Here is a 20,096-nt window from a genome sequence, read left to right as displayed (position 1 = left end):
CATACCTGTGAAAAACCCTATTATTTTCCAAAACATACCCTGCACATTAGTGACAGGGTTTTTAGGTGCTGGCAAAACTACAGTAATCAATCAGCTGCTTGCCACAAAACCTAATGACGAGCGCTGGGCGCTCTTAATCAATGAATTTGGCCGTATCGGTATTGATGGCGCACTCCTAGCAAGCTCTCAAGATAACGATTTTGAGCAAAAGAATATCGCCATTCGAGAAGTCAGTGGCGGTTGTATTTGCTGTACCAGTCAGCTGCCCTTACAAATCGCAATCAGCCGTCTGCTCAGTGAGCATCACCCGCAGCGACTATTGATTGAACCGACAGGATTGGCACATCCACGCGAGCTGATATTACAGCTCAGTGCCACGCATTGGCAGACTGCCCTAAAAATGAATGCCGTAATCACTGTGCTGAGCGGCGTACAGTGGCAACAGGTTCAATACCGTGATCATGATGGCTTTCAGGCGCATGTTCGTGATGCCGATGTGCTGATCGTCAATCGCTATGATCAACTAAGTAGTAGCGAAAAACACACCTTGATAGAGTGGATAGCCACGCTAAACTCACATGCAAAAATCATTTGGGTAGTATCTGAACTAACGGTAGCTGAGACAACAGACGCATCAAACACCCCATTAACCAAGGAATACATAGCAGGGTTAAACTATCAACTCGACAAGCCCAGCCATATCATTGCAAATCAACGTAAAATCAGTATCACTCATCTTCACAAACCGATGATCGGCTCGCATTCTCAAAGCCATTCTCTGAGAGAGGTGGCATTAGCAAACCCATCTATAACTGAGAATGATGATCAGGAAAATACTAATGAGGGGCTACCCTATCGCTACCATGAAGAGCAGCAAGATTTTCAGCTGGCTGGATGGCGACTACCCGCCCATTACCAACTAAACGCTGACGATTTGCAGAATTGGTTATTGAATTTGCCAAATTGGCAACGCATTAAAGGCGTGGTACATACTTGTGATGGCTGGCTGCAGATCAACTTTAATCCTGATAGTCTGACCACCAAAACCATTGACCCCCAGATCGACAGTCGGCTAGAAATCATTTTGCAACTAGGCAGCGCTGTAGATACAAATGCTGTCGATACAGCTACAGAAAAAACAGAAAGTGAGAATGAGGCCAAAGCGTCAGCAGCTTATATAAATTGGGAGGATTGCGATCGTGAGCTCATGGCAATGGTTATATAGTGAGCCTATTTTAAACAGACATCCCTCAAACCTGTGCAACAAAAAAGCGAACCCTACCATATGGCAGGGTTCACTTTTTTATGTTGTCACTGACTCAGTGTTTCCTCAGTTTTTCATCAGCGCAATTGGCTGTCTTTACTGCCGCGACGATTAAATAGCTCCGCCGCCTTTGCCTCTTGCTCAAGCGCTGTCTGACAACTGACGCAATGCTGGATACCAGGCACCGCTAGTCGCCGCGCCTCCGGAATAGAATTACCGCATTCGTCACAAAATTCTGCACTCACACCTGTTGGCAATGAGCGTCTTGCGCGCTCCAACGCATCATTGACCGTTGCATCCATTTGCTCATGCTCAGCACCATCTCTTGACCAGCCACCTGCCATAATTTTGTCCTATTTGTTAATCATTATTCTGTATATAACTTCTTTAATAACAAATAGATGGGGATAGATACGACTGATTGCAACCTAACAATCGTCGCAATATCATAAATAAAACATGACCACATAACGCAAAAATATCACTGCTAATCTTTTGGCTGCAACTCAACAACTTGCCCGCGCACGCCAACACTGGCATCACTCATCAAACAGACGTAGCCTGCCATAATATCTTCAGGCGTTTGTAAGCTCATCGGGTTCTCCCCTGGATAAGCATGAGCGCGCATATTGGTGCGAGTAGCACCCGGATTGACACAATTAAAGCGCAGGTTGGTGGTGTTTTGAGTTTCTTGCGTAAAGATATCACTCATCCCTTCAACCGCTTGCTTAGAGAGCGCATAAGCGCCCCAAAACGCACGAGGATGCGTACCTACAGTGCTAGACGTAAAGACAATAGAACCATGATCAGACTCTTTCAATAAGGGCAATAACGCTTGGGTCAGCATAAAAGTTGCTGTAAAGTTGACTTTCATGACATGAGCAAATGTATCTACATCATACATCTCAAGTGGGGTCAGCTGCCCAAGCACACCCGCATTATGCAAAATGCCATCTAATTGGCCCACTTCTTTATCAATCAGTCTCTCTAATTGCTGCATCTCCGTGTAGGTCGCCCCTTCTAGGTTCATCGGCAGCATAGCAGGCTGCTTACCACCAAAGCTTTCAATCTCATCATAGACATATTCAAGCTTACTGCTGGTACGACCCAAGAGTAACACCGTAGCACCATAACGAGCATAAGTCAGTGCCGCAACACGGCCGATACCATCGCCTGCACCCGTTACTAAGATAGTTTTTCCCTCTAAACAGTTCTCAGATGGCATAAAGTTACGAATATCATCATGACTCAGAGGTTGACTAAAATGTTGCGTCTTTTTTTGGTTGTCTTGATGACCAGCTGGCTGATTCAGGTTGTCACTCATGGTATTGCTCACTACTTATCATGGAATCGTTGAAAATATATGCTTAGGGTGATGAGTCAAAAATGACTCATACGGATAATTGACTACCAAAAAACCGTCATCTATAAATACTCAAATTTGCCAGACGCGAGCAGTAATTTGTTCAACTGCTCAGGGGTCTCAACAATATAGTCAGCTCCCCACTTTTTGAGCGTTTTTTGATCTTCAGGTGGAATATAACCATAAGCGGCCAAAATGGTTGGCATACCAGCGGCGTTGCCCGCTTCGATATCACGGATATGATCGCCCACATAGAGCACAGAGCCAGCGGCACCGCGAGGGATACCTAGTTTCTCTAGGGCCATATACATCGGCTCAGGATCCGGTTTTGAGCGTGATACATCGTCTGGACAGACCAAAGCGGCACAGCGCTCATCAAGTTGCATTTTATTGAGCAGTTTTTCTGCCAGATAGCGGGGCTTGTTGGTGACAATACCCCACGGTACGCCTTTGCTCTCTAGATCTGCCAGCACCGCGTCAAGGCTATCAAACAAGCAGCTATCGACACAGATGTCGGCTTCATAGTCATCTAGGAACTGTTGACGAAAATTAAGTAACTCGTCCTCGCCAACCTCTAGCTGATCGTTATGTCTGAGCATCAATTGCACCATAGCGGATGCACCCGCAGAAACTTGCTCGCGGATTTCTGTCTCAGGCGGCGCCTGCCAATTATTTTCAAGGCTCATTTTACCAATGATACGCACAAAGTCCGCGGCAGTATCGATTAACGTGCCATCAAGGTCAAATAAAACAGCTTTTACAAATTGGCTCATAGTGGATGCTCTTGAGATTGATAACATGTTTAACAAAAATACAATGGATATCGCTGGTCACTGACAATGTTAACCCAGTGGCTTTTGAACAGCGATCATATAATTGACATCGACATTTTGAGCAACCCAATAACGCTTGGTCAAAGGATTGTAATGCAAACCGATGATATCTTGGCGTGCAAATCCTGTATTGTTGGCCATTTTGTCTAGCTCAGCTGGCGTGATAAATTTGGCATAATCATGCGTACCGCGATCAATCAATCGCAATACATACTCTGCCCCAACGATGGCAAACAAATACGATTTTGGGTTGCGATTGATGGTTGAGAGCACGCAGACGCCGCCAGGGGCTAGTAGTTCATAACACGCTTGTACAATTGAGCTAGGATCAGGCACATGCTCCAGCATCTCCATACAGGTCACCACATCGAATTGACCTGCATGCGTTTTTGCTAGCTCTTCAACTGGAATATGCTGATAGCGCAATGTGTTCTCTAACCCGCCCTGTGAGGCATGTACGGTTGCGGCCTTGAGGTTTTCAGTGCCCAAATCAATTCCTGTCACATCCGCACCGCGGCGCGCCATAGATTCCGACAATATGCCACCGCCGCAGCCGACATCCAGTACTTTTTTACCAGAGAGCCCCTGCTCTGCTGTTTTGATCGTGCCAGTGTTGTTGCCATTGTTAGCGTCGTTTTGATAGCCCCGTTTGACGTTTTCTTCTATCCAATTTAAGCGTAATGGATTGATTTCATGTAACGTTGCAAATGCACCTGTATTGCTCCACCATTCACTCGCCAAGTTGTTAAATTTTTCGACTTCGCTGGGATCGACGTTTATCGTATCCGTTGCTGTTTCATCGAAGCGGTTTTTGGTTGTATCGCTCGATGTTGGCGAAGAAGATAAGGCTGAGCTCATAGTATTTCCTTTGTTGTCGTTATCGTTATTATCGTAGAAGGTGCACGATTATGTGTTTAATATTATCATGAGCGCAGCTTCTTTGTCGTAGGTACATCGTCACTGATTGTGAATAAACTGGGCAAGCACCTAAGTTTGTGTGCCAGCTGCTTTGTAATAGTACCCTTACACGGCCTATTATAAAAATATTCATTCATATTATCGACAATTACTCCTAGTATAGAGAGTTCTGATCTAAAAATATAAATGAGCGGATAATATTGATAAAAATACAAAGCCGCGTAAGTAAGATACCTTAAATAATAGCTAACAGCTTTACAACTGTCGGTTAAGAATCCGATTCACAAGCGCCCACGTTTTACGTTATCATAGTCGATACCTCAATATTATGTCACTTAAGTATATTGAAATTCTTCTCGCTCAGATATCATGTATTATAAGCGCCATAGATACACAAACCCTTTAACAAACTCTAAATCCCTACATCTTAAGGATAAAGTATGAAACGTGTCATTACATTGACTGGTCTGGCAATGGCCATTGGACTTGCTTCTATGGGCGCACAAGCTGCAGACTATGTCGCTGGAAAAGATTACCGTGTGCTAGACAATCCAGAGACCATCAGCGGTGATGCCATTATTGTTCGTGAGTTTTTCTGGTACGGTTGCCCGCATTGTAATATTCTTGATCCACACATGGAAAAATGGGCAAAAACCAAAGACGAAGATGTCGTATTCTTCAAAACACCAGCAGCACTAAACCCTGTTTGGGAAGCCAATGCTCGTGGTTTTTATGCCGCTCAGCTTTTAGGGTTTGAAGACAAAACCCATTCTGCCTTGTTTGATGCGATTCATAAAGATGGCAAAAAACTGTTTGATCAATCATCATTGAGCAAATGGTATGCATCAAAAGGCGTGAATGAGAAGAAATTCAACAGTCTTTACAACTCATTTGCTGTCGGTACCAAAATTGGTCGCTCACAAGAAGGCGCTAAGCGCTATCAGCTTACTGGCGTACCTGCTGTAGTCGTACAAGGCAAATATGTGGTCACAGGTGAAGATGCTAAAGTACCCAAAGTGGTTGAATACTTGGTCGATAAAGCCCGCGCTGAGAAAAAATAACCTCTATATACAAGCTTATACAGCGCATATGAAAAAGCCAATCAGTCATTGATTGGCTTTTTTGTATTGGGCTACACGTCCATATCGTCTGAGAGGTCTATTTTTTTAACTGCGATAAAATGGCCACTTCGCGAATATAAGTTGCCAAGTCTTCTTTTGATTCCGCCATCAGCTCATCATCTTGCATATGCTTGGCGTATTCAATCCACAATAGTAACTGATACATACTATTATGTTCAGAGGCTTTGTATTGTTTGACAAATTGCTTGAGCGTTCCCTCATCATTGATATTTAGGCGATCGTACCAACTTTCGATTTTAGACACCTGCTCCTTAGGGAAAAACGCATCAAACAATGCCTTGACCAGCTCATGGCGATTTTCTTCACTGATGAGCTTACCCACCCTTTTGGTCTGGCGATTACGGGCATTGGCGCTAGTAATGTCAGCTAATGCCATGAGTTCAGCCATAAAATAATCGCTGGCTGGCAACGTTTTTAACTGCTTTTTTGAGAGGCTAGCGAGTGGTATGGATAACTGCTGTAAGCGCTCGTGGGCTTTTTTGAGCTCTGTGCGCGAAACGCGCATATCTTGTTCTGACCAGTCAATCATAAAAGCTTTCCAAAATAATAAGTAATAAAATTAATAATGCCGAATATGACTACCAACGGCTTTTTTCACGGTGCTTTGCCAATACTTTGACGCCTGATGGCATTGCCTTAGCGAGACGACGCTGTAGATGGTCCGTGATGAATACTGAACGGTGCTTACCGCCCGTACAGCCAATCGCAACGGTCACCGTGTGGCGATTATTGTGCAAAAACTCTGGTAGCCAACGTGTCAAAAATTTATCGATATCATCTAGCATTTCAGCCACTTCGGGATACTCTGCAAAAAACGTGCTGACTTCAGCATCAAGCCCTGTTGAGGCACGCAGCTCAGGATTCCAATGTGGATTGGGTAAAATCCTAACATCAAACACAAAATCAGCATCAATCGGACTGCCATGTTTAAAGCCAAAGGATAACAAATTGATCACAATCTGATTGTCCATGCCAATATGTTCGCGCAATCGATCTTTTAACTGATGAATATTTAAAGTCGTTGTATCGATCTTGATATCTGCTTGACTGGAGATGGGCTTTAACAGCTCAACTTCTTTTTTGATCGCGGCAGGTAGATTGAATACGACATGGTTTGCATTGTTACTATCGACATCCTGAGACATGAGTGGATGTACACGGCGCGTCGCATTGAAACGCGCTATCAGGGTGCTCTCCTGCGCGGTCACATATAACACTTGAACAGCTTGACTGCCGTAAGTGTCTTTTAATGCTGCATAGGTTGCTGCAAAATTGGACAGATCCGCGCGCGGCGTTCGAATATCAACGCCAAGGGCAATGCGCTTGATACCGCTCTCTTTTACCAGTTTGTGAGCGGCGCTCGGCAATAAAGACAGCGGTAGATTATCAATAGAGTAGTAACCTAAATCCTCTAAGATATTCAGTACTGAGGTTTTTCCTGAGCCTGAACGTCCTGATACCACTAAAATACTGAGTCTATCCGTTGATATTTTTGGCATTACCGATACAGCGTTGTTATCGCTTTGATCCAGACTGATATCCATGGTCTACTCATTTAGGTGATTTTACTGGTACATGATATGGTCACAAAGGCGAGCCTACGACGACCACTTGATTGTCTAATAAACGGGCGCGTCCTAGCCATGCGGCGACCAAAATAACGATATTTTGATTTTCGGCGTTAAAAGATGCTGTATCAGTCGTTAGTGCCTCTAGTGCTTCAGTTTTTACTTCTAAATAATCAATGGTAAAACCTGCATCGCTAATGCGTGTACGCTTGTCTTTTAGTAATGATTCAAACGCTTGCTGACTAATACCACCACCTTTCAACTGCTCTGCCAAATCTTGTAGCTCTCGATGCAGTATGGGCGCAACTTGTCGCTCAGATTCGGTTAAGTATTGATTACGTGAGGAGAGCGCTAGCCCATCATCAGCGCGAATAATGGGCGCACCAATAATCTCAATAGGATAACTCAAATCGCGCACCAACTGCTTGATAATAGCCAGCTGCTGATAATCTTTTTGTCCAAAGATGGCCAAATCTGGTTGTACAATATTAAAAAGTTTGGAGACCACAATTCCCACACCATCGAAATGACCGGGGCGTGACTGGCCACATAATTGATCAGCTATAGCACCCGCCAAAACAGCAGTAGGTGGTGGCAGTACTGGGTACATCGCATCAACGCTTGGTGCAAAGACATAATCTGCTCCAACAGTGGCAAGCTTTGCCACATCCTCGTCTAGTGTACGCGGATAGCTGTCAAAATCCTCACCCACACCGAACTGAGTAGGATTGACAAAAACACTGACGACCACCACATCAGCGTGTTGCTTTGCGATATTTACCAGCTCAAGATGGCCCTCGTGCAGATTGCCCATCGTTGGCACTAACGCAATACGTTGGGCGCGCTCTTGCTTACTGGCTTGGTAACCACGATATGGCAGCAAATCGGCGCGTAGTGACGAGATATGATGATGAATGATAGGAGACATGATGATGTTTTCTTATATTTGCATATTTTGATGTGTAAAAGCTCAAACAAGCTTAGCTAAATTGATGCTGTTCAGTTGGAAAACTGCCCTCGCGTACTGACTGCTGATAGAGCGCAAATGCCCCTTCAATACTGCGTGCATGATTGCGCTCATCGGTCAAAAAGTCATGTATAAAGCGGGGAACACGACCATGCACCATACCCAGCATGTCATGCATCACTAATACCTGACCATTAGTATCTGGGCCCGCCCCTATCCCAATGACTGGTACAGCGACCGCTTCTGTCACCGCTTTTGCCAGTGCCGCTGGGACACATTCCAACACCAGTAGCGCTGCCCCAGCATCAACCACTGCCTTAGCATCAGCGAGCAATTTATCAGCGGCTTCATCACCGCGGCCTTGAATCTTATAGCCACCAAAAACGTTGACCGACTGAGGGGTCAAACCCAGATGCACACAAGTTGGTGTACCGGCTTGCGCTAAAGTCGTCACCAAATCACAAAGCTCACTACCGCCTTCGATTTTGATCACATGCGCGCCCGCTTGCATCAATTGGCGGCTATTGGCAACGGCTTCTGGCAACGTCACATAGCTCATAAACGGCAAGTCCGCTAAGATCAGCGCATGCTGATTACTACGAGCGATATTGGCAGTATGATACGCCATATCATCAACCGTCACTGGCAGTGTCGAGTCATGGCCTTGCACAACCATCCCCAAGCTGTCTCCGATCAAAATCGTATCAATCTGAGCCTTATCCATCATCCGTGCAAACATTGAGTCATAGCACGTCAAACACGTAAACTTAGTACCGTCTTTTTTAAATTTATTCAAAGTGGATAACGTTGTCATATGACCCTTAATTAACTTGCAATGCCTTAAATTCTCAAAACCTATCATCTTGGCTAAAATTGATTAGCAATACTAAAGCGATTTTAACCCCTCAATACTATTATCACTCACTAAATGTCAGTCAGCTGGCGATAACAAGCGTAAGCCTGTCCAATCATGGCTGTGCGGATAATCATCTATTGATGTTTCTGATATAAACAAATCTGGTGCCAACTCTCGCAGTGGTATCAATACAAAATTACGCTCTCGCAGCCCAGCATGCGGTATCGTCAGCTGAGGCTCCGTCAACTGCAAATCACCATAGAGTAAAATATCAACATCCAAACTCCGCTCACCCCAGCGGCGCAAACGTGCCCTCTTGGCCTCAGTCTCTAATTGCTGACAAAAGCTAAGCAACTCAAAAGGCGTCATCGTCGTTTCAAACCCAGCCACCGCATTGACAAAGTCTGGCTGGTCTTGTGGCCCCATCGGCGCTGAGGCATAAAAAGAAGACACCCGAACCTCGAGTATGTCGTCATTTTTTTTCATGCTATTAAGCGCTTGCTGTAAATGATTTACAGGTGACCCAAGCTCATTAGCCAAGTTGCTACCTAAACCCACATAACAGGTAACCCAGTGACTATCCTTCGTACGGTTATTCATATCAGGCACTTTCAGTACTAGGCTGACGGCGGCGACGCTTTGATGGCACAGGGCCTTTGTCATTGGTCACATTAACAGCGGGCGCTTGATTACTAGCCGCTTTCTCAGTTTTTGCTGTGGTTGCTTTGACTGATTGCTTGGCCTTTGCTGGTGTAGCCACTTTCTTTGTCACTTCACGCGCTACAGTTTTTGCTTCTGTAGTAGCAGTTGAACTAGCTGATTTAGCTACTGACTTGGGTGCTTTTCTCGTATACTTCGCTGTTGATTGCGCTTTATCAGCCTTGCTTTGCAACTCGACACTATTTGCACTATAAACAGTGGGCTGACGACGGCGACGCTTGTGCGGAATCGGCTCGTTATTCATACTGACAAGCGCTGGCGATCTCGCGATTGAGCGAGTTGGCCTTGCCTGATCAGATGATACCTTAACCTCTGAAAAATCATTTCGCGACATCTGCGTTTTATCTGCACGATCAGCTTTATCCGTTTGCTTTTGTGCCTTGCTACCTGTCGATGTTTGCGTCTGCACAGTAGTATTCGTACGTGTCGGCTGCGATGCTTGCTCATCTGATAGTTGCTTCTGTAGCGGCGGTACGACTTTTTCGTGCTCTATCACAAACAGTGGCGCAGGCTTAGAGTGATGGCGTTTGTTTATCGCTTGGTTATTACTGGCAAGCGATAGCTGTTGTAGCTGAGCAAGCTCATTACTGTCTTGCTTGACTTGCTGCGTATCATATTCTTTACCAGTATTTTTGGTCTGACTGGCCGCGCGACGACGACGTGCTGGGATATTTGACGAGTCGTTTACCATTGTCTGATCCTTTCTGCCTTGTTCAGCACTCTCACTGGCGCGGTTTTGCTTCGTGCTGTTTTGATTAGACGCTACGTTATCAGTGGCATTGGCTTCTGGTTTTTGACGATTGCGCCCGCGACCACGCTGCCCTTTTTTATAAGCGCCGCGGCGGATATTTTCATCAAAATCATTAATCGCTTGCTGCTGCTCTCGCTCAGACAATGTCTGATACGTCTGCCACCACTCGCCCATATCATTCGTCGATTCTGACAGTGGGTGCTCCGCGTCACCACACTGTTCACGCAATAATAAAAAGTCGAAACCTGCGCGAAAACGGGGATGTTCAGAGAGCTGAACAATTTGCTTGCTACGCGGTGCGGCCAGTTTTGGCTGCAATATCCAGATATCGCGAATAAACTGCTCAGCAAACTTAGGAATGGCGGTTTTAATACGCTGACGGTCAATAACTTTGCCCGCGGCATGCATTTGTGCTTCAGCAAATGGCATATTGCGCTTTTTGGCTTTTGCCAGCTGATGCAGATAGTTCTCCCACAATAGCGCGGCATAAAAGAACGCCGGATTGATGCTTTTGCCTGCGGCGATACGCTTATCGGTATTGATTGCCACTTGATTGACTAAGGCACTTGGCTCGGCTGGCGGGTAAATGATGAGGCTATCGATCGCCCCAGACTCAAACAATAATGGCAGCAATGGTACTAGATAACCACCGGTAAACATCTTCTGTGTTTCATCATAGAGACGATGTGGCGATATCTGCTCAAGCAGCGCCCAATTACCATCATGAAATTGATCCGACAACGCCTCATCAAACTCAAAGCCCAATTTGGCTTTGAATCGAAGGGCACGTAATAATCTTACCGGATCTTCTTCGATACGCACTGGCGCATGACCCAGTAGACGAATAATTCTATTATCGATGTCTTCAAGCGCACCACAAAAATCATGCACCACGCCTTTGAGCGGTTGATAATAAAGCGCGTTGATAGAAAAATCACGACGAGCAAAATCTTGTTTGATATCGCCCCAGACATTGTCGCGCAGGATCATACCGTCTTGGTTGGTATTGGCATTTCTCGTTGGGGGCCCACGAAAGGTAGCCACTTCAATCAATTCGCGACCTGAGTACACATGCGCCAACTGAAAGCGACGACCAATAATGCGGCAACGCTTACCAAAGACATCTTTGATTTCATGCGGCTTGGCATCAGTCACAGCGTCAAAGTCTTTTGGGCGCAGACCCAATAAGGTATCACGCACACCACCGCCAACGATATACGCATCGAACCCAGCTCGGGTCAATGTGGCAATCACTTCAGTAATGGAATTGGGTAATTCAGATTTATTCAGTTCTAACTGCTTGGCGGCACGCTCGGCCATGCATCTACTCCTCGCCGGTATTCTTTAACCACCCCTGAATAACACAGCGTTTATCAGGCGGATGTACCCGCTAGTTTAACAAATTTTGCACGTGCTGGGTGTGTTATGACATTTACTTACATGCTATTTTGTCAATATTGGGATTGATTAATGCAAAATACTGCTATTAGTCTTGCACACTTAAACGTCTTCGATTTTTCTCAATCGTTTTTGCACCAATACCTTTCACTTTTGCCAACTCATCTACTGTTTTGAATTCACCAAACATGTCACGATATAAAATAATTGCTTGGGCTTTACTGCTGCCAATACCATTTAGCGATACCAGCTCGCCTTCACTGGCACGATTGATATTTACGGTGGCTTCATCTCGTGCCTGTATTTTGGCATTTTCTTGTGCCAACAGATAATCGTAAGCGCGCTGAGGGTTGTCAAAACAAGGAGCAGCGTGGGCACTATTAAGCATCAGCAGAGCCCATAAAAGACCGAAAATAGACATTGCTGTGTAGCTGCGAGACGAGATTTTATGATGAGCGTTCATGTTGTTTCGCCGCTTCCCACAATGCATCCATTTCGGTAGTGTCGCTGTCCTCCAAACGCTTACCACTTGCGGCTAATTGCGCTTCGATATAGCCAAAGCGTGATTTAAATTTATGCACACAGGTTAAGGTAGCCGCTTCTGCATCAAGGTTCAGTTTGCGGGCAACATTGACGAGCGCAAATATACAGTCGCCTAATTCCTTTTCTACCTCTCTGATATTGGCCTTAGTCTCCGCTTTGGATTTGTTCGTCAGCTCATGTTTTAGCTCGGCAATCTCTTCATCTAGCTTTTCGACGGCACCAGCAATACCCTCCCAATCAAAACCCAGCGTTGACGCTTGTTTTTGTACATCCTGTGCCTGCATGAGAGCACTACCGGCTTTCACGTTATCTAAGCGGCGCTGCGGCTTGCCACGTGCCTCGCGTGCCAGCTGCTCCTCGAGCTTGATTTCATCCCAGCGTATTTTTACTGCCGCATCATCCTTGAGCGTTTCCGCTTCAAAAACATGGGGATGACGGCGAACCAGTTTTTCTTGCAAGGTAGCAATAACATCGCTCATGTCAAAACGGCCTTGCTCAGCATACATTTGACAGTGAAAGATGACTTGTAACAGGACATCACCCAACTCGCCTTTGATATCTTCATCATCATCGCTTTGCACCGCTTCGCCCAGCTCATAGGCCTCTTCGATAGCATAAGGAATCAGGCTATGATTGGTCTGTTTCCTATCCCACGGACAATCTGCTCGTAGACGAGCCATCAAAGCCAGCAGATCATCAAGCTCGCCGCTTGCTTCTGGTGTATCCTCTACAGGCGCGGGTACGGTGACATTGTTATTTAAAATACTCATAAGGAATGCTCTTATCTTTTGTCTTTTAGGCTACTTGCTCGTGTTTTTGGTTCAAAGGCTACTGTCTTATTACTCAGCATGACGTACTGCTTAGCCATAAATCGCTATAAATTTGAGTCTAAACTATTGAGACTTACTTAACTCATGTAGCCGTTAGTGTATCATTGAATCCTCGTTGTCTTATAATAAGGCTATCTACTTTATGACAGCTCACCAGTAAGGAATTTCATTATTATGTCGATTTCCGCGCCCCTTCCCTACCAGCCTGCGATGGCGTTTAGCCCCATGACTATCAACTCGTTCAAAGCGTATGATATACGCGGTGAGCTTGGCGTCAATCTCGATGAAGATATTGCTTATCGGATTGGACGATCTTTTGCACAGATTTTATATCAGCGCTATCAGGCCTCTGCTAACACCCAAAACAATGATATGACAGACCTAAAACCAGCTATTGTCATTGGTAGTGATATTCGACATTCTAGTGAGCAATTAAAACAAGCGGCTATCAAAGGTATCATGGATGCAGGGATTGATGTGATTGACCTAGGTATGACAGGGACAGAAGAGGTGTATTTTGCCACCAGTCATTATCAAGCATTGGGCGGCATTGAAGTGACAGCCAGTCACAACCCTATCAACTATAATGGCCTCAAACTGGTCAAAGAACACTCAAAACCCATCAGTGCTGATGATGGTCTGGCAGAGATTCAAGTATTGGCAGAATCAGGGAATTTTGCTACCAGTACCCAATTAGGAAAGTTGCAATTATTGACTGATAAAAGTGCTTATATCGATCATGTCATGACTTTTATCGATGTTGATAAATTAAAGCCGCTTAAACTGGTCATCAACTCTGGCAATGGCAGCGCAGGTCCAGTCGTTGACTTGTTAATTGATAAGCTATCACAAGCAGGTGCACCGATTGAAGTGGTTAAATTGCATCATACACCAGATGGCAGCTTCCCCAACGGCATCCCCAATCCGATGATTACCGCCAACCGAGCCGCGACGCAGCAAGCGGTTTTGACTCACAAAGCTGATCTGGGTATTGCCTTTGATGGCGATTTTGATCGGTGTTTTTTGTTCGACGAGACAGGCGAGTTTATCGATGGTAGCTATGTGGTGGGTATGCTGGCACAGGCCTTTTTAAATAAATATCCAAACGAGTCAATCGTCTATGACCCACGAGTGATATACAACACCGAAGCGGTGATTGACGCGCATCAAGGTGAGGCGGTCATCAGCAAGTCTGGGCACTCCTTTATCAAGCAAGTCATGCGCGAGTCGGGCGCGGTCTATGGCGGCGAGATGTCGGCACATCACTACTTCCGCGACTTCTTCTATTGCGACAGCGGCATGATTCCGTGGCTACTGACCATTGAACTGCTATCCATCACCGGTAAGACGCTGTCGGAGCTGGTCACCGGCTATATCAATGCCTACCCCAGCTCAGGGGAGATGAACTTTCGCCTAACCACAAATGACGCGCCCGCTATTATTAAAGCCATTGAAGACAAGTATCGCAGCCAAAACCCCAGCAAAACCACCCTTGACGGCCTAAGCCTCGACTTTGGCTACTGGCGCTTTAATTTGCGCGCTTCTAATACCGAGCCGCTCATTCGGCTCAATATCGAAACGCGCGGTGATCAGCCACTTTTGGCGGATAAGATACAAGAGATCGAGCAGTGGCTGGCGGCACAAGGGGCGATGCCAGCATAAAGCCTTTACCTTGGTACAAAGAGTGTTAATGGTCAGATAATAAAGGCTCGCTAGTGAATATGAGCGTGCCTTTATTTCGCACGACCGATGCCCATATAGCTCCCTACCAAGGCTGCAATTTGTGAGCGGCTCATGGCATTTTGCGCATCAAAGATCGGCATGGCGTACTGATTGATTTTGCCAATATCTAACTGATCGCGCGGCGACCAACTGATGATAAAAATAGCCTGCGCCTCTGCTAGATGCTGATAAGGCTGGGTAACCAGCTCCAGCAGCGGCTGCTGCCCATACAGCACAGTCAGCTCATGTTGCGCTTTATCACTATAGACCAGTGTGCGGATATTGTACGACCATAGTAAAGCGAGTAACGGATGAATGGCCGAGCCTGAGGTGCGTCCTGAGCCTGCTTTATAACTGCCGCCCCAGATCATGACGGTTTTATTATCGATAAACCCATCAAAGTACTGCCAAAACTTACGGAATATCAGCTCTTTTTGATCTTCATTGATGTGTATGACCGACTCTAAGAGCGGCATATCTAGGCTACGCGCTTGGCTCGACTGCTGCAATTGCTGCAGCTCACTTGGCAGAGTGTTGCCACCAAAGCCCCACCCTGCTTGTAAGTAACTACTGCCCACCCGCTGATCTAAGCCCATGATACGGCTGACTTGGCTAATATCCACTTGTTGACTATCGGCCAAGCGAGACATTTCATTCATAAAACTCACTCGAGTTGCCAGCATGGCCATGATACTGCTACGAGCAAACTCTATCGTTGCAATATCGGCATGGTGAGCAGCGCGAGCATGCTGCATTAATGGGTTCAAGACGTCTAAATGTTGGCTGCTGTTCGCTGTTTTTTCGCCCAGCAACCATAGCGCAGGGTTTAACATGGAGTTATAAGCATCACCATCTTGCAAAAAAACAAACGGTACATAATAGACCCACGCTCGCTGTAGACGCTCAGATAGTGCTGAGACAGCGCCTAATTCCTCAATTCCGCTCATTATTACAGGTAGCGCCTGCTGATGGCTTTGATTAAAAGCCCGAATCCAACCATCTTCTGTCCACGCAGACTTAATACTGTCTAAAAACAACCAATAGAGCGTCACCGTGCTTTGAGCATTGGTTTCGTTATGATCGGCGGCTTCATAGCGTGTTATTAATGTATCGGCATTCGCTGGTAATGACTTACTGATAATAACTTGCTGCTGCTCATACATTTGCCATAGCGCCTGCAAGTGATGCTCAAAGCCATATTGCTGTATCTGCTGAGCCAGTAGGACTTTATCCGCATACAGATGCACGCACTGACCGAGGCTTGCCAGCACCACCGCACTGGTGATGGCCTCGATACTATGGCCGACCAGCACACAGACATTAGGTTCCTTTACTGGCTTTGCTTGCCAGCCCCGCGGGTCAGATGAACGCTTATCACTATTATCCGTGCTCATGGTGTTACCTTGTAAACTGATGATTATAGGCTTTAAGACAGCTGATTGATGTGGCGTAGTAGCTGATCGGTGGAGCTATCAAACTGCCCTTCACGCTCGTCTTGCATGGCATGATATACAGACTCCGCCATCTGCTTACCCATCTCAACGCCCCATTGATCAAACGGGTTAATATCCCAAATGCTGGCCATCACATAAACTTTGTGCTCATAAAGCGCAATCAGCGCACCCAAACTATGAGGCGTCAGCTCATCAATTAGCACGGTCGTTGAGGGTTGATTACCACGGTAATATTTGTATTTATCGGCACTAGATATCCGCTCAACACCCGTGTTTGATCTATCCCTAACCGCAGCATTGCCAAATGCCAATACCCGACTTTGCGCCAGACAATTGGCTAAAGATAGTTCATGCTGTTGCTGTAATGACGTATTTTGCGCTTGATCACTATAGCGACGTACGCAAGCGATAAAATCACAAGAGACTTGCTGCGTGCCTTGATGTAGCAGCTGATAAAACGCATGCTGAGCGTTTGAACCAATTTCGCCCCACAGAATCGGACAAGTATCATAATCAATATGATCACCATACTGCGTCACCGACTTACCATTACTCTCCATCTCCAGCTGGGTTAAGTAGCTTGGCAGATAGCTCAAACGCCCATCATAAGGCAGTACCGTGTGGGCATTGACGCGTAAAAAAGTACTGTTCCAAACAGCAATCAAACCCAATAACACCGGTAAATTCTCTGCAAAATCAGCCTGAGCAAAGTGCTCATCCATACTGTGCGCGCCTGCCAATAGCGCCTTAAACCCTGCCATCCCAATCCGAATGGCCAGCGCAAGGCCGATCGCCGACCACATCGAAAACCGCCCGCCGACCCACTCCCATAGCTGTAGCTGATGCTCAGGATGGATCCCCCACGCGCGCATCTTTTCGCTACTGGCAGAGATACCGATGAAATGCCGACGCAGCACACTGCCCTCTGTCCCTGCATGGCGCTTGGCAGTAGCGAGCAGCCATGATAAGGCGGTCTTAGCATTGGATAAGGTGTCTACCGTACCAAAGGATTTGGACGAGATAATAAATAAAGTGGTCTCAGGATTGAGGTGCTTGAGTAGGTTATCTAGCTGGGTGCCGTCCATGTTGGAGACAAAATGCACGTCGATATCGGTATCAGCCCATTCATCAAGCGCCGTCGTCGCCATCAAAGGCCCAAGATCTGAGCCGCCGACACCGATATTGACCACATCAGTCATGGCCTTGCCCGAAAACCCACGCCACGTGCCATTGCGTACCCGCGCTGATAGGCGAGCCACCTGCGCCAAACTGTGATGCACATCAGCCACCACGTCTTGCTCGCCGACCTGTAGCGCGGCGGTCGCTGGCAGACGTAGCGCTGTATGCAGTGCCGCGCGCTGCTCGCTGGTATTGACCATCGCGCCTTGTAGCAGCGCCTCAATACGAGCCGATAGATCGCAGCTATCAGCAAGTCCTAACAGAGCGGATAACACCGACGTATCGATACACTGCTTGCTATAATCCATGTATAGCGCCCCTGCCCGCGTACTAAAACGCGTGGCGCGCGTGGCATCTTGCGCAAACAAATCCGCCACCGACCAGCGCTGCGCCGCTACACTCTGTAGCTGCGACCAATATACCGAGTGGCGGGCGCTGCGATAAGCGCTATCTTGCTGTCTATCGTCCATGGGTTACTTATCATCCGCGAGTTGGCGCTCGGCAAAGTAGATAAACGCCTGCATGTATGAGCGCATATCTCCTGCATCATAGCTGTTTCCACGCATGGTCGTGACATTTACTCCGTACCCGCTAATCAAGGCATCAATCGCATCAGTTAACTGAATCTCACCACCGACCGAGGCTTTGGTATTAGCTAAATAATCGAATATTTGATTATTAAAAACGTAACGACCAACGACCGCGAGCCTAGAAGGTGCATCAGCCAGATTTGGCTTTTCCACAAAACCAGCAACTTCAAAACTGGCATTCACTTCTACTTGATCTTCGATATCACTATAGTCTTTACTTAATTGAGCAATACCATATTTATGTACATGTTCGTCAGCTACTGACTCGACTAATATCTGTGAGTGCGCATCTTTGGCAAAAGCATCCAGCATAAAAGCTAAGTTATCAGCAGACATATCAGTGGTAAATGGGTCAAGCACGACATCAGGTAATAATACAGCAAAGTCGTGTTCGCCAATGATAGGACGTGCCGCTAGTATCGCATGACCCAAACCTAACGCTTTACCTTGACGTATCATCGATACTGTTACGTCTTCTGGCAACCAATTTAAGCTATCAGCCAACTTATCTTTGCCTTTGTGACGTAATTGACTATCCAATTCGGCATTGATATCAAAGTAGTTTTCAATCGCGCTTTTTTGCGCATGACCAACCAAGACAATATGTTTGATACCAGCAGCGATGGCCTCTTCAACCACGTAATGGATAGCGGGACGATTGCCAAGCGGCAGCAGCTCTTTGGGTACGGATTTTGACAATGGCAGCATACGGGTGCCAAAGCCTGCGACGGGGATAACGGCGTGGATGATGTTTTTCATAGTGGTTTATTCAAATCGATTTATTATAAAGTAGAAGCACGATAGGGTTTTACTCGTACTGAGTACATTTCGTTCAGTGGCTATTATAGCCACTCGGATTTTGACTTTGCCAGCGCCAGGTATCTGCACACATCTCCGCGACAGACAGCTTAGCTTGCCAGCCCAGTAACGCTTTGGCTTTATCGGCACTGGCATAGCAGCTGGCGATATCTCCGGCACGCCGCGCGACAAACTGATACGGCACGCGTTGCCCGGTGATGTCAGTAAAGGCATTAACCAGCTCTAACACCGACGTACCTGTGCCAGTCCCTAAATTAATAGGCAAAAACCCTGCTGAGCTTTGCTGTACATGAACTTGCTGCTGTAAATAATTCAATGCCGCGACATGACCGGATGCCAGATCAGTGACATGGATAAAGTCCCGCACGCCCGTGCCATCGATGGTCGGATAGTCATTACCAAAGATGCTCAGTTTCTCCAGCTTACCGACAGCGACTTGCGAGATATAGGGCATGAGATTGTTTGGAATGTCGTTTGGGTCTTCGCCGATCTGCCCTGATGGATGCGCGCCTACTGGATTAAAATATCTCAGAGAGATTAGACTCCAGCTAGTATCGGAGACTGCTAGATCTTCTAGGATATGCTCGACGGTCAGTTTGCTCTGACCATAGGGATTGGTACAGGAGCGCGGGGCAGTCTCATCGATAGGCAGTGTCTCAGGATCACCATAAACCGTAGCTGATGAGGAAAACACGAGGTTTTTAACGTCGTACTCTGCCATGACTTCGAGTAAGGTGATGGTGCCACCGACGTTGTTATTATAATAAAGTAAGGGCTTGGCGACGGATTCACCGACGGCTTTTAATCCCGCAAAATGTATGACACCGAAGAATTGATGCGCGTCGAACACTTGTCTTAATGCCTTGACATCACGGATGTCACCCTTAATAAACTCAATAGACTTGCCGATAAGGTGAGAGATACGATTGATCGCTTCACGGCTACTATTAGATAGATTGTCATAAACAACTATCTCGTAGCCTGCCTGATGCAAGGCTATACAAGTATGAGAACCGATGTAGCCTGCGCCGCCTGTGACGAGGATTTTTTGTTTCATAGACAGTACCAACAATTTTATTGTGTGTTATTTCATTTTTTTGATTATAAATGCAACTATACTGGTAACCAATCAATATTACCAACATCAATAGCTTATATACAGCTATCGCCAGCTATAAA

The 20,096-nt window shown here is 46.3% G+C and carries 19 protein-coding genes; 3 read left to right on the top strand and 16 right to left on the bottom strand.

Features of this window, described 5'->3' with window-relative positions:
* Window positions 1-7 precede the first annotated feature (7 nt).
* Window positions 8-1,225, top strand: coding sequence for a GTP-binding protein (locus tag L0G63_RS02810; protein WP_301449296.1), 1,218 nt, complete (start codon window positions 8-10; stop codon window positions 1,223-1,225).
* Window positions 1,226-1,341: 116 nt separating this feature from the next.
* On the opposite strand, the gene L0G63_RS02805 is transcribed toward L0G63_RS02810, so the two are convergent.
* From L0G63_RS02805 to ubiG, 4 genes are all read right to left on the bottom strand, one after another.
* On the bottom strand, window positions 1,342-1,608 hold the full coding sequence (locus L0G63_RS02805) for a DksA/TraR family C4-type zinc finger protein (RefSeq protein ID WP_301449295.1): 267 nt from the start codon (window positions 1,606-1,608) through the stop codon (window positions 1,342-1,344).
* Window positions 1,609-1,751: 143 nt separating this feature from the next.
* Window positions 1,752-2,489, bottom strand: a complete 738-nt coding sequence (locus tag L0G63_RS02800) for a YciK family oxidoreductase (protein WP_301449318.1) — start codon at window positions 2,487-2,489, stop codon at window positions 1,752-1,754.
* A 200-nt stretch (window positions 2,490-2,689) separates the two neighbouring features.
* The gene (locus L0G63_RS02795; protein WP_301449294.1) at window positions 2,690-3,400 is read right to left on the bottom strand and encodes an HAD family hydrolase; all 711 of its coding nucleotides are present in this window, start codon (window positions 3,398-3,400) and stop codon (window positions 2,690-2,692) included.
* A gap of 69 nt (window positions 3,401-3,469) precedes the next feature.
* Complete coding sequence (gene ubiG, locus L0G63_RS02790) at window positions 3,470-4,318, bottom strand: bifunctional 2-polyprenyl-6-hydroxyphenol methylase/3-demethylubiquinol 3-O-methyltransferase UbiG (RefSeq protein ID WP_301449293.1); 849 nt, start codon at window positions 4,316-4,318, stop codon at window positions 3,470-3,472.
* Between the two features lie 500 nt (window positions 4,319-4,818).
* Between ubiG and L0G63_RS02785 the strand changes: the two genes are divergently transcribed.
* A complete protein-coding gene (locus L0G63_RS02785) occupies window positions 4,819-5,439 on the top strand; it encodes a thiol:disulfide interchange protein DsbA/DsbL (RefSeq protein WP_301449292.1) in 621 nt (206 codons plus the stop codon).
* Between the two features lie 97 nt (window positions 5,440-5,536).
* Here the strand turns inward: L0G63_RS02785 and yjgA are convergent, their stop codons facing one another.
* The 8 genes from yjgA to mazG form a co-directional block, all read right to left on the bottom strand.
* Window positions 5,537-6,049, bottom strand: coding sequence for a ribosome biogenesis factor YjgA (gene yjgA, locus L0G63_RS02780; RefSeq protein ID WP_058023984.1), 513 nt, complete (start codon window positions 6,047-6,049; stop codon window positions 5,537-5,539).
* Between the two features lie 49 nt (window positions 6,050-6,098).
* On the bottom strand, window positions 6,099-7,019 hold the full coding sequence (gene rapZ, locus L0G63_RS02775) for an RNase adapter RapZ (protein ID WP_301449317.1): 921 nt from the start codon (window positions 7,017-7,019) through the stop codon (window positions 6,099-6,101).
* 85 nt (window positions 7,020-7,104) lie between these two features.
* Window positions 7,105-8,016, bottom strand: coding sequence for a pantoate--beta-alanine ligase (gene panC, locus L0G63_RS02770; RefSeq protein ID WP_301449291.1), 912 nt, complete (start codon window positions 8,014-8,016; stop codon window positions 7,105-7,107).
* Between the two features lie 52 nt (window positions 8,017-8,068).
* A complete protein-coding gene (gene panB / locus L0G63_RS02765; protein WP_301449290.1) occupies window positions 8,069-8,869 on the bottom strand; it encodes a 3-methyl-2-oxobutanoate hydroxymethyltransferase in 801 nt (266 codons plus the stop codon).
* A 117-nt stretch (window positions 8,870-8,986) separates the two neighbouring features.
* Entirely contained in the window at window positions 8,987-9,511 is a 525-nt protein-coding gene (gene folK / locus L0G63_RS02760) for a 2-amino-4-hydroxy-6-hydroxymethyldihydropteridine diphosphokinase (RefSeq protein WP_301449289.1), read from the bottom strand.
* A 1-nt stretch (window position 9,512) separates the two neighbouring features.
* A complete protein-coding gene (gene pcnB, locus L0G63_RS02755) occupies window positions 9,513-11,702 on the bottom strand; it encodes a polynucleotide adenylyltransferase PcnB (RefSeq protein WP_301449288.1) in 2,190 nt (729 codons plus the stop codon).
* Between the two features lie 166 nt (window positions 11,703-11,868).
* A complete protein-coding gene (locus tag L0G63_RS02750; protein ID WP_301449287.1) occupies window positions 11,869-12,168 on the bottom strand; it encodes a ComEA family DNA-binding protein in 300 nt (99 codons plus the stop codon).
* A 58-nt stretch (window positions 12,169-12,226) separates the two neighbouring features.
* A complete protein-coding gene (gene mazG / locus L0G63_RS02745) occupies window positions 12,227-13,093 on the bottom strand; it encodes a nucleoside triphosphate pyrophosphohydrolase (protein ID WP_301449286.1) in 867 nt (288 codons plus the stop codon).
* A gap of 234 nt (window positions 13,094-13,327) precedes the next feature.
* Here mazG and L0G63_RS02740 point away from each other — a divergent pair, with 234 nt between their 5' ends.
* Complete coding sequence (locus tag L0G63_RS02740; protein WP_301449285.1) at window positions 13,328-14,815, top strand: phosphomannomutase CpsG; 1,488 nt, start codon at window positions 13,328-13,330, stop codon at window positions 14,813-14,815.
* A 71-nt stretch (window positions 14,816-14,886) separates the two neighbouring features.
* On the opposite strand, the gene L0G63_RS02735 is transcribed toward L0G63_RS02740, so the two are convergent.
* The 4 genes from L0G63_RS02735 to galE all read right to left on the bottom strand — a co-directional run bounded on the left by L0G63_RS02735 (window position 14,887) and on the right by galE (window position 19,974).
* Window positions 14,887-16,269, bottom strand: a complete 1,383-nt coding sequence (locus L0G63_RS02735) for a UDP-glucose/GDP-mannose dehydrogenase family protein (protein ID WP_301449284.1) — start codon at window positions 16,267-16,269, stop codon at window positions 14,887-14,889.
* 32 nt (window positions 16,270-16,301) lie between these two features.
* A complete protein-coding gene (pgi, locus tag L0G63_RS02730; RefSeq protein ID WP_301449283.1) occupies window positions 16,302-17,978 on the bottom strand; it encodes a glucose-6-phosphate isomerase in 1,677 nt (558 codons plus the stop codon).
* A gap of 3 nt (window positions 17,979-17,981) precedes the next feature.
* Window positions 17,982-18,857, bottom strand: coding sequence for a UTP--glucose-1-phosphate uridylyltransferase (locus L0G63_RS02725; RefSeq protein ID WP_301449282.1), 876 nt, complete (start codon window positions 18,855-18,857; stop codon window positions 17,982-17,984).
* Between the two features lie 73 nt (window positions 18,858-18,930).
* Window positions 18,931-19,974 carry a UDP-glucose 4-epimerase GalE gene (galE, locus tag L0G63_RS02720; protein WP_301449281.1) on the bottom strand — a complete coding sequence of 348 codons (1,044 nt, stop codon included), beginning with the start codon at window positions 19,972-19,974 and terminating at the stop codon, window positions 18,931-18,933.
* Window positions 19,975-20,096: the final 122 nt, after the last annotated feature.

This window comes from Psychrobacter sp. (assembly GCF_030454045.1).
Lineage (GTDB): Bacteria > Pseudomonadota > Gammaproteobacteria > Pseudomonadales > Moraxellaceae > Psychrobacter.
Note: the sequence above shows the minus strand (reverse complement) of the source record. Positions and strands in the feature narration are given on the sequence as shown.

Excerpts from the sequence above, each read along its gene's own strand:
- galE (WP_301449281.1), bottom strand. The coding sequence starts at position 19,974 with ATGAAACAAAAAATCCTCGTCACAGGCGGCGCAGGCTACATCGGTTCT.
- pcnB (WP_301449288.1), bottom strand. The coding sequence starts at position 11,702 with ATGGCCGAGCGTGCCGCCAAGCAGTTAGAACTGAATAAATCTGAATTA.
- L0G63_RS02735 (WP_301449284.1), bottom strand. The coding sequence starts at position 16,269 with ATGAGCACGGATAATAGTGATAAGCGTTCATCTGACCCGCGGGGCTGG.
- L0G63_RS02785 (WP_301449292.1), top strand. The coding sequence starts at position 4,819 with ATGAAACGTGTCATTACATTGACTGGTCTGGCAATGGCCATTGGACTT.
- yjgA (WP_058023984.1), bottom strand. The coding sequence starts at position 6,049 with ATGATTGACTGGTCAGAACAAGATATGCGCGTTTCGCGCACAGAGCTC.
- folK (WP_301449289.1), bottom strand. The coding sequence starts at position 9,511 with ATGAATAACCGTACGAAGGATAGTCACTGGGTTACCTGTTATGTGGGT.
- L0G63_RS02805 (WP_301449295.1), bottom strand. The coding sequence starts at position 1,608 with ATGGCAGGTGGCTGGTCAAGAGATGGTGCTGAGCATGAGCAAATGGAT.
- ubiG (WP_301449293.1), bottom strand. The coding sequence starts at position 4,318 with ATGAGCTCAGCCTTATCTTCTTCGCCAACATCGAGCGATACAACCAAA.
- mazG (WP_301449286.1), bottom strand. The coding sequence starts at position 13,093 with ATGAGTATTTTAAATAACAATGTCACCGTACCCGCGCCTGTAGAGGAT.
- pgi (WP_301449283.1), bottom strand. The coding sequence starts at position 17,978 with ATGGACGATAGACAGCAAGATAGCGCTTATCGCAGCGCCCGCCACTCG.
- L0G63_RS02750 (WP_301449287.1), bottom strand. The coding sequence starts at position 12,168 with ATGCTTAATAGTGCCCACGCTGCTCCTTGTTTTGACAACCCTCAGCGC.
- L0G63_RS02795 (WP_301449294.1), bottom strand. The coding sequence starts at position 3,400 with ATGAGCCAATTTGTAAAAGCTGTTTTATTTGACCTTGATGGCACGTTA.
- panB (WP_301449290.1), bottom strand. The coding sequence starts at position 8,869 with ATGACAACGTTATCCACTTTGAATAAATTTAAAAAAGACGGTACTAAG.
- rapZ (WP_301449317.1), bottom strand. The coding sequence starts at position 7,019 with ATGCCAAAAATATCAACGGATAGACTCAGTATTTTAGTGGTATCAGGA.
- L0G63_RS02725 (WP_301449282.1), bottom strand. The coding sequence starts at position 18,857 with ATGAAAAACATCATCCACGCCGTTATCCCCGTCGCAGGCTTTGGCACC.
- L0G63_RS02740 (WP_301449285.1), top strand. The coding sequence starts at position 13,328 with ATGTCGATTTCCGCGCCCCTTCCCTACCAGCCTGCGATGGCGTTTAGC.
- L0G63_RS02800 (WP_301449318.1), bottom strand. The coding sequence starts at position 2,489 with ATGCCATCTGAGAACTGTTTAGAGGGAAAAACTATCTTAGTAACGGGT.
- panC (WP_301449291.1), bottom strand. The coding sequence starts at position 8,016 with ATGTCTCCTATCATTCATCATCATATCTCGTCACTACGCGCCGATTTG.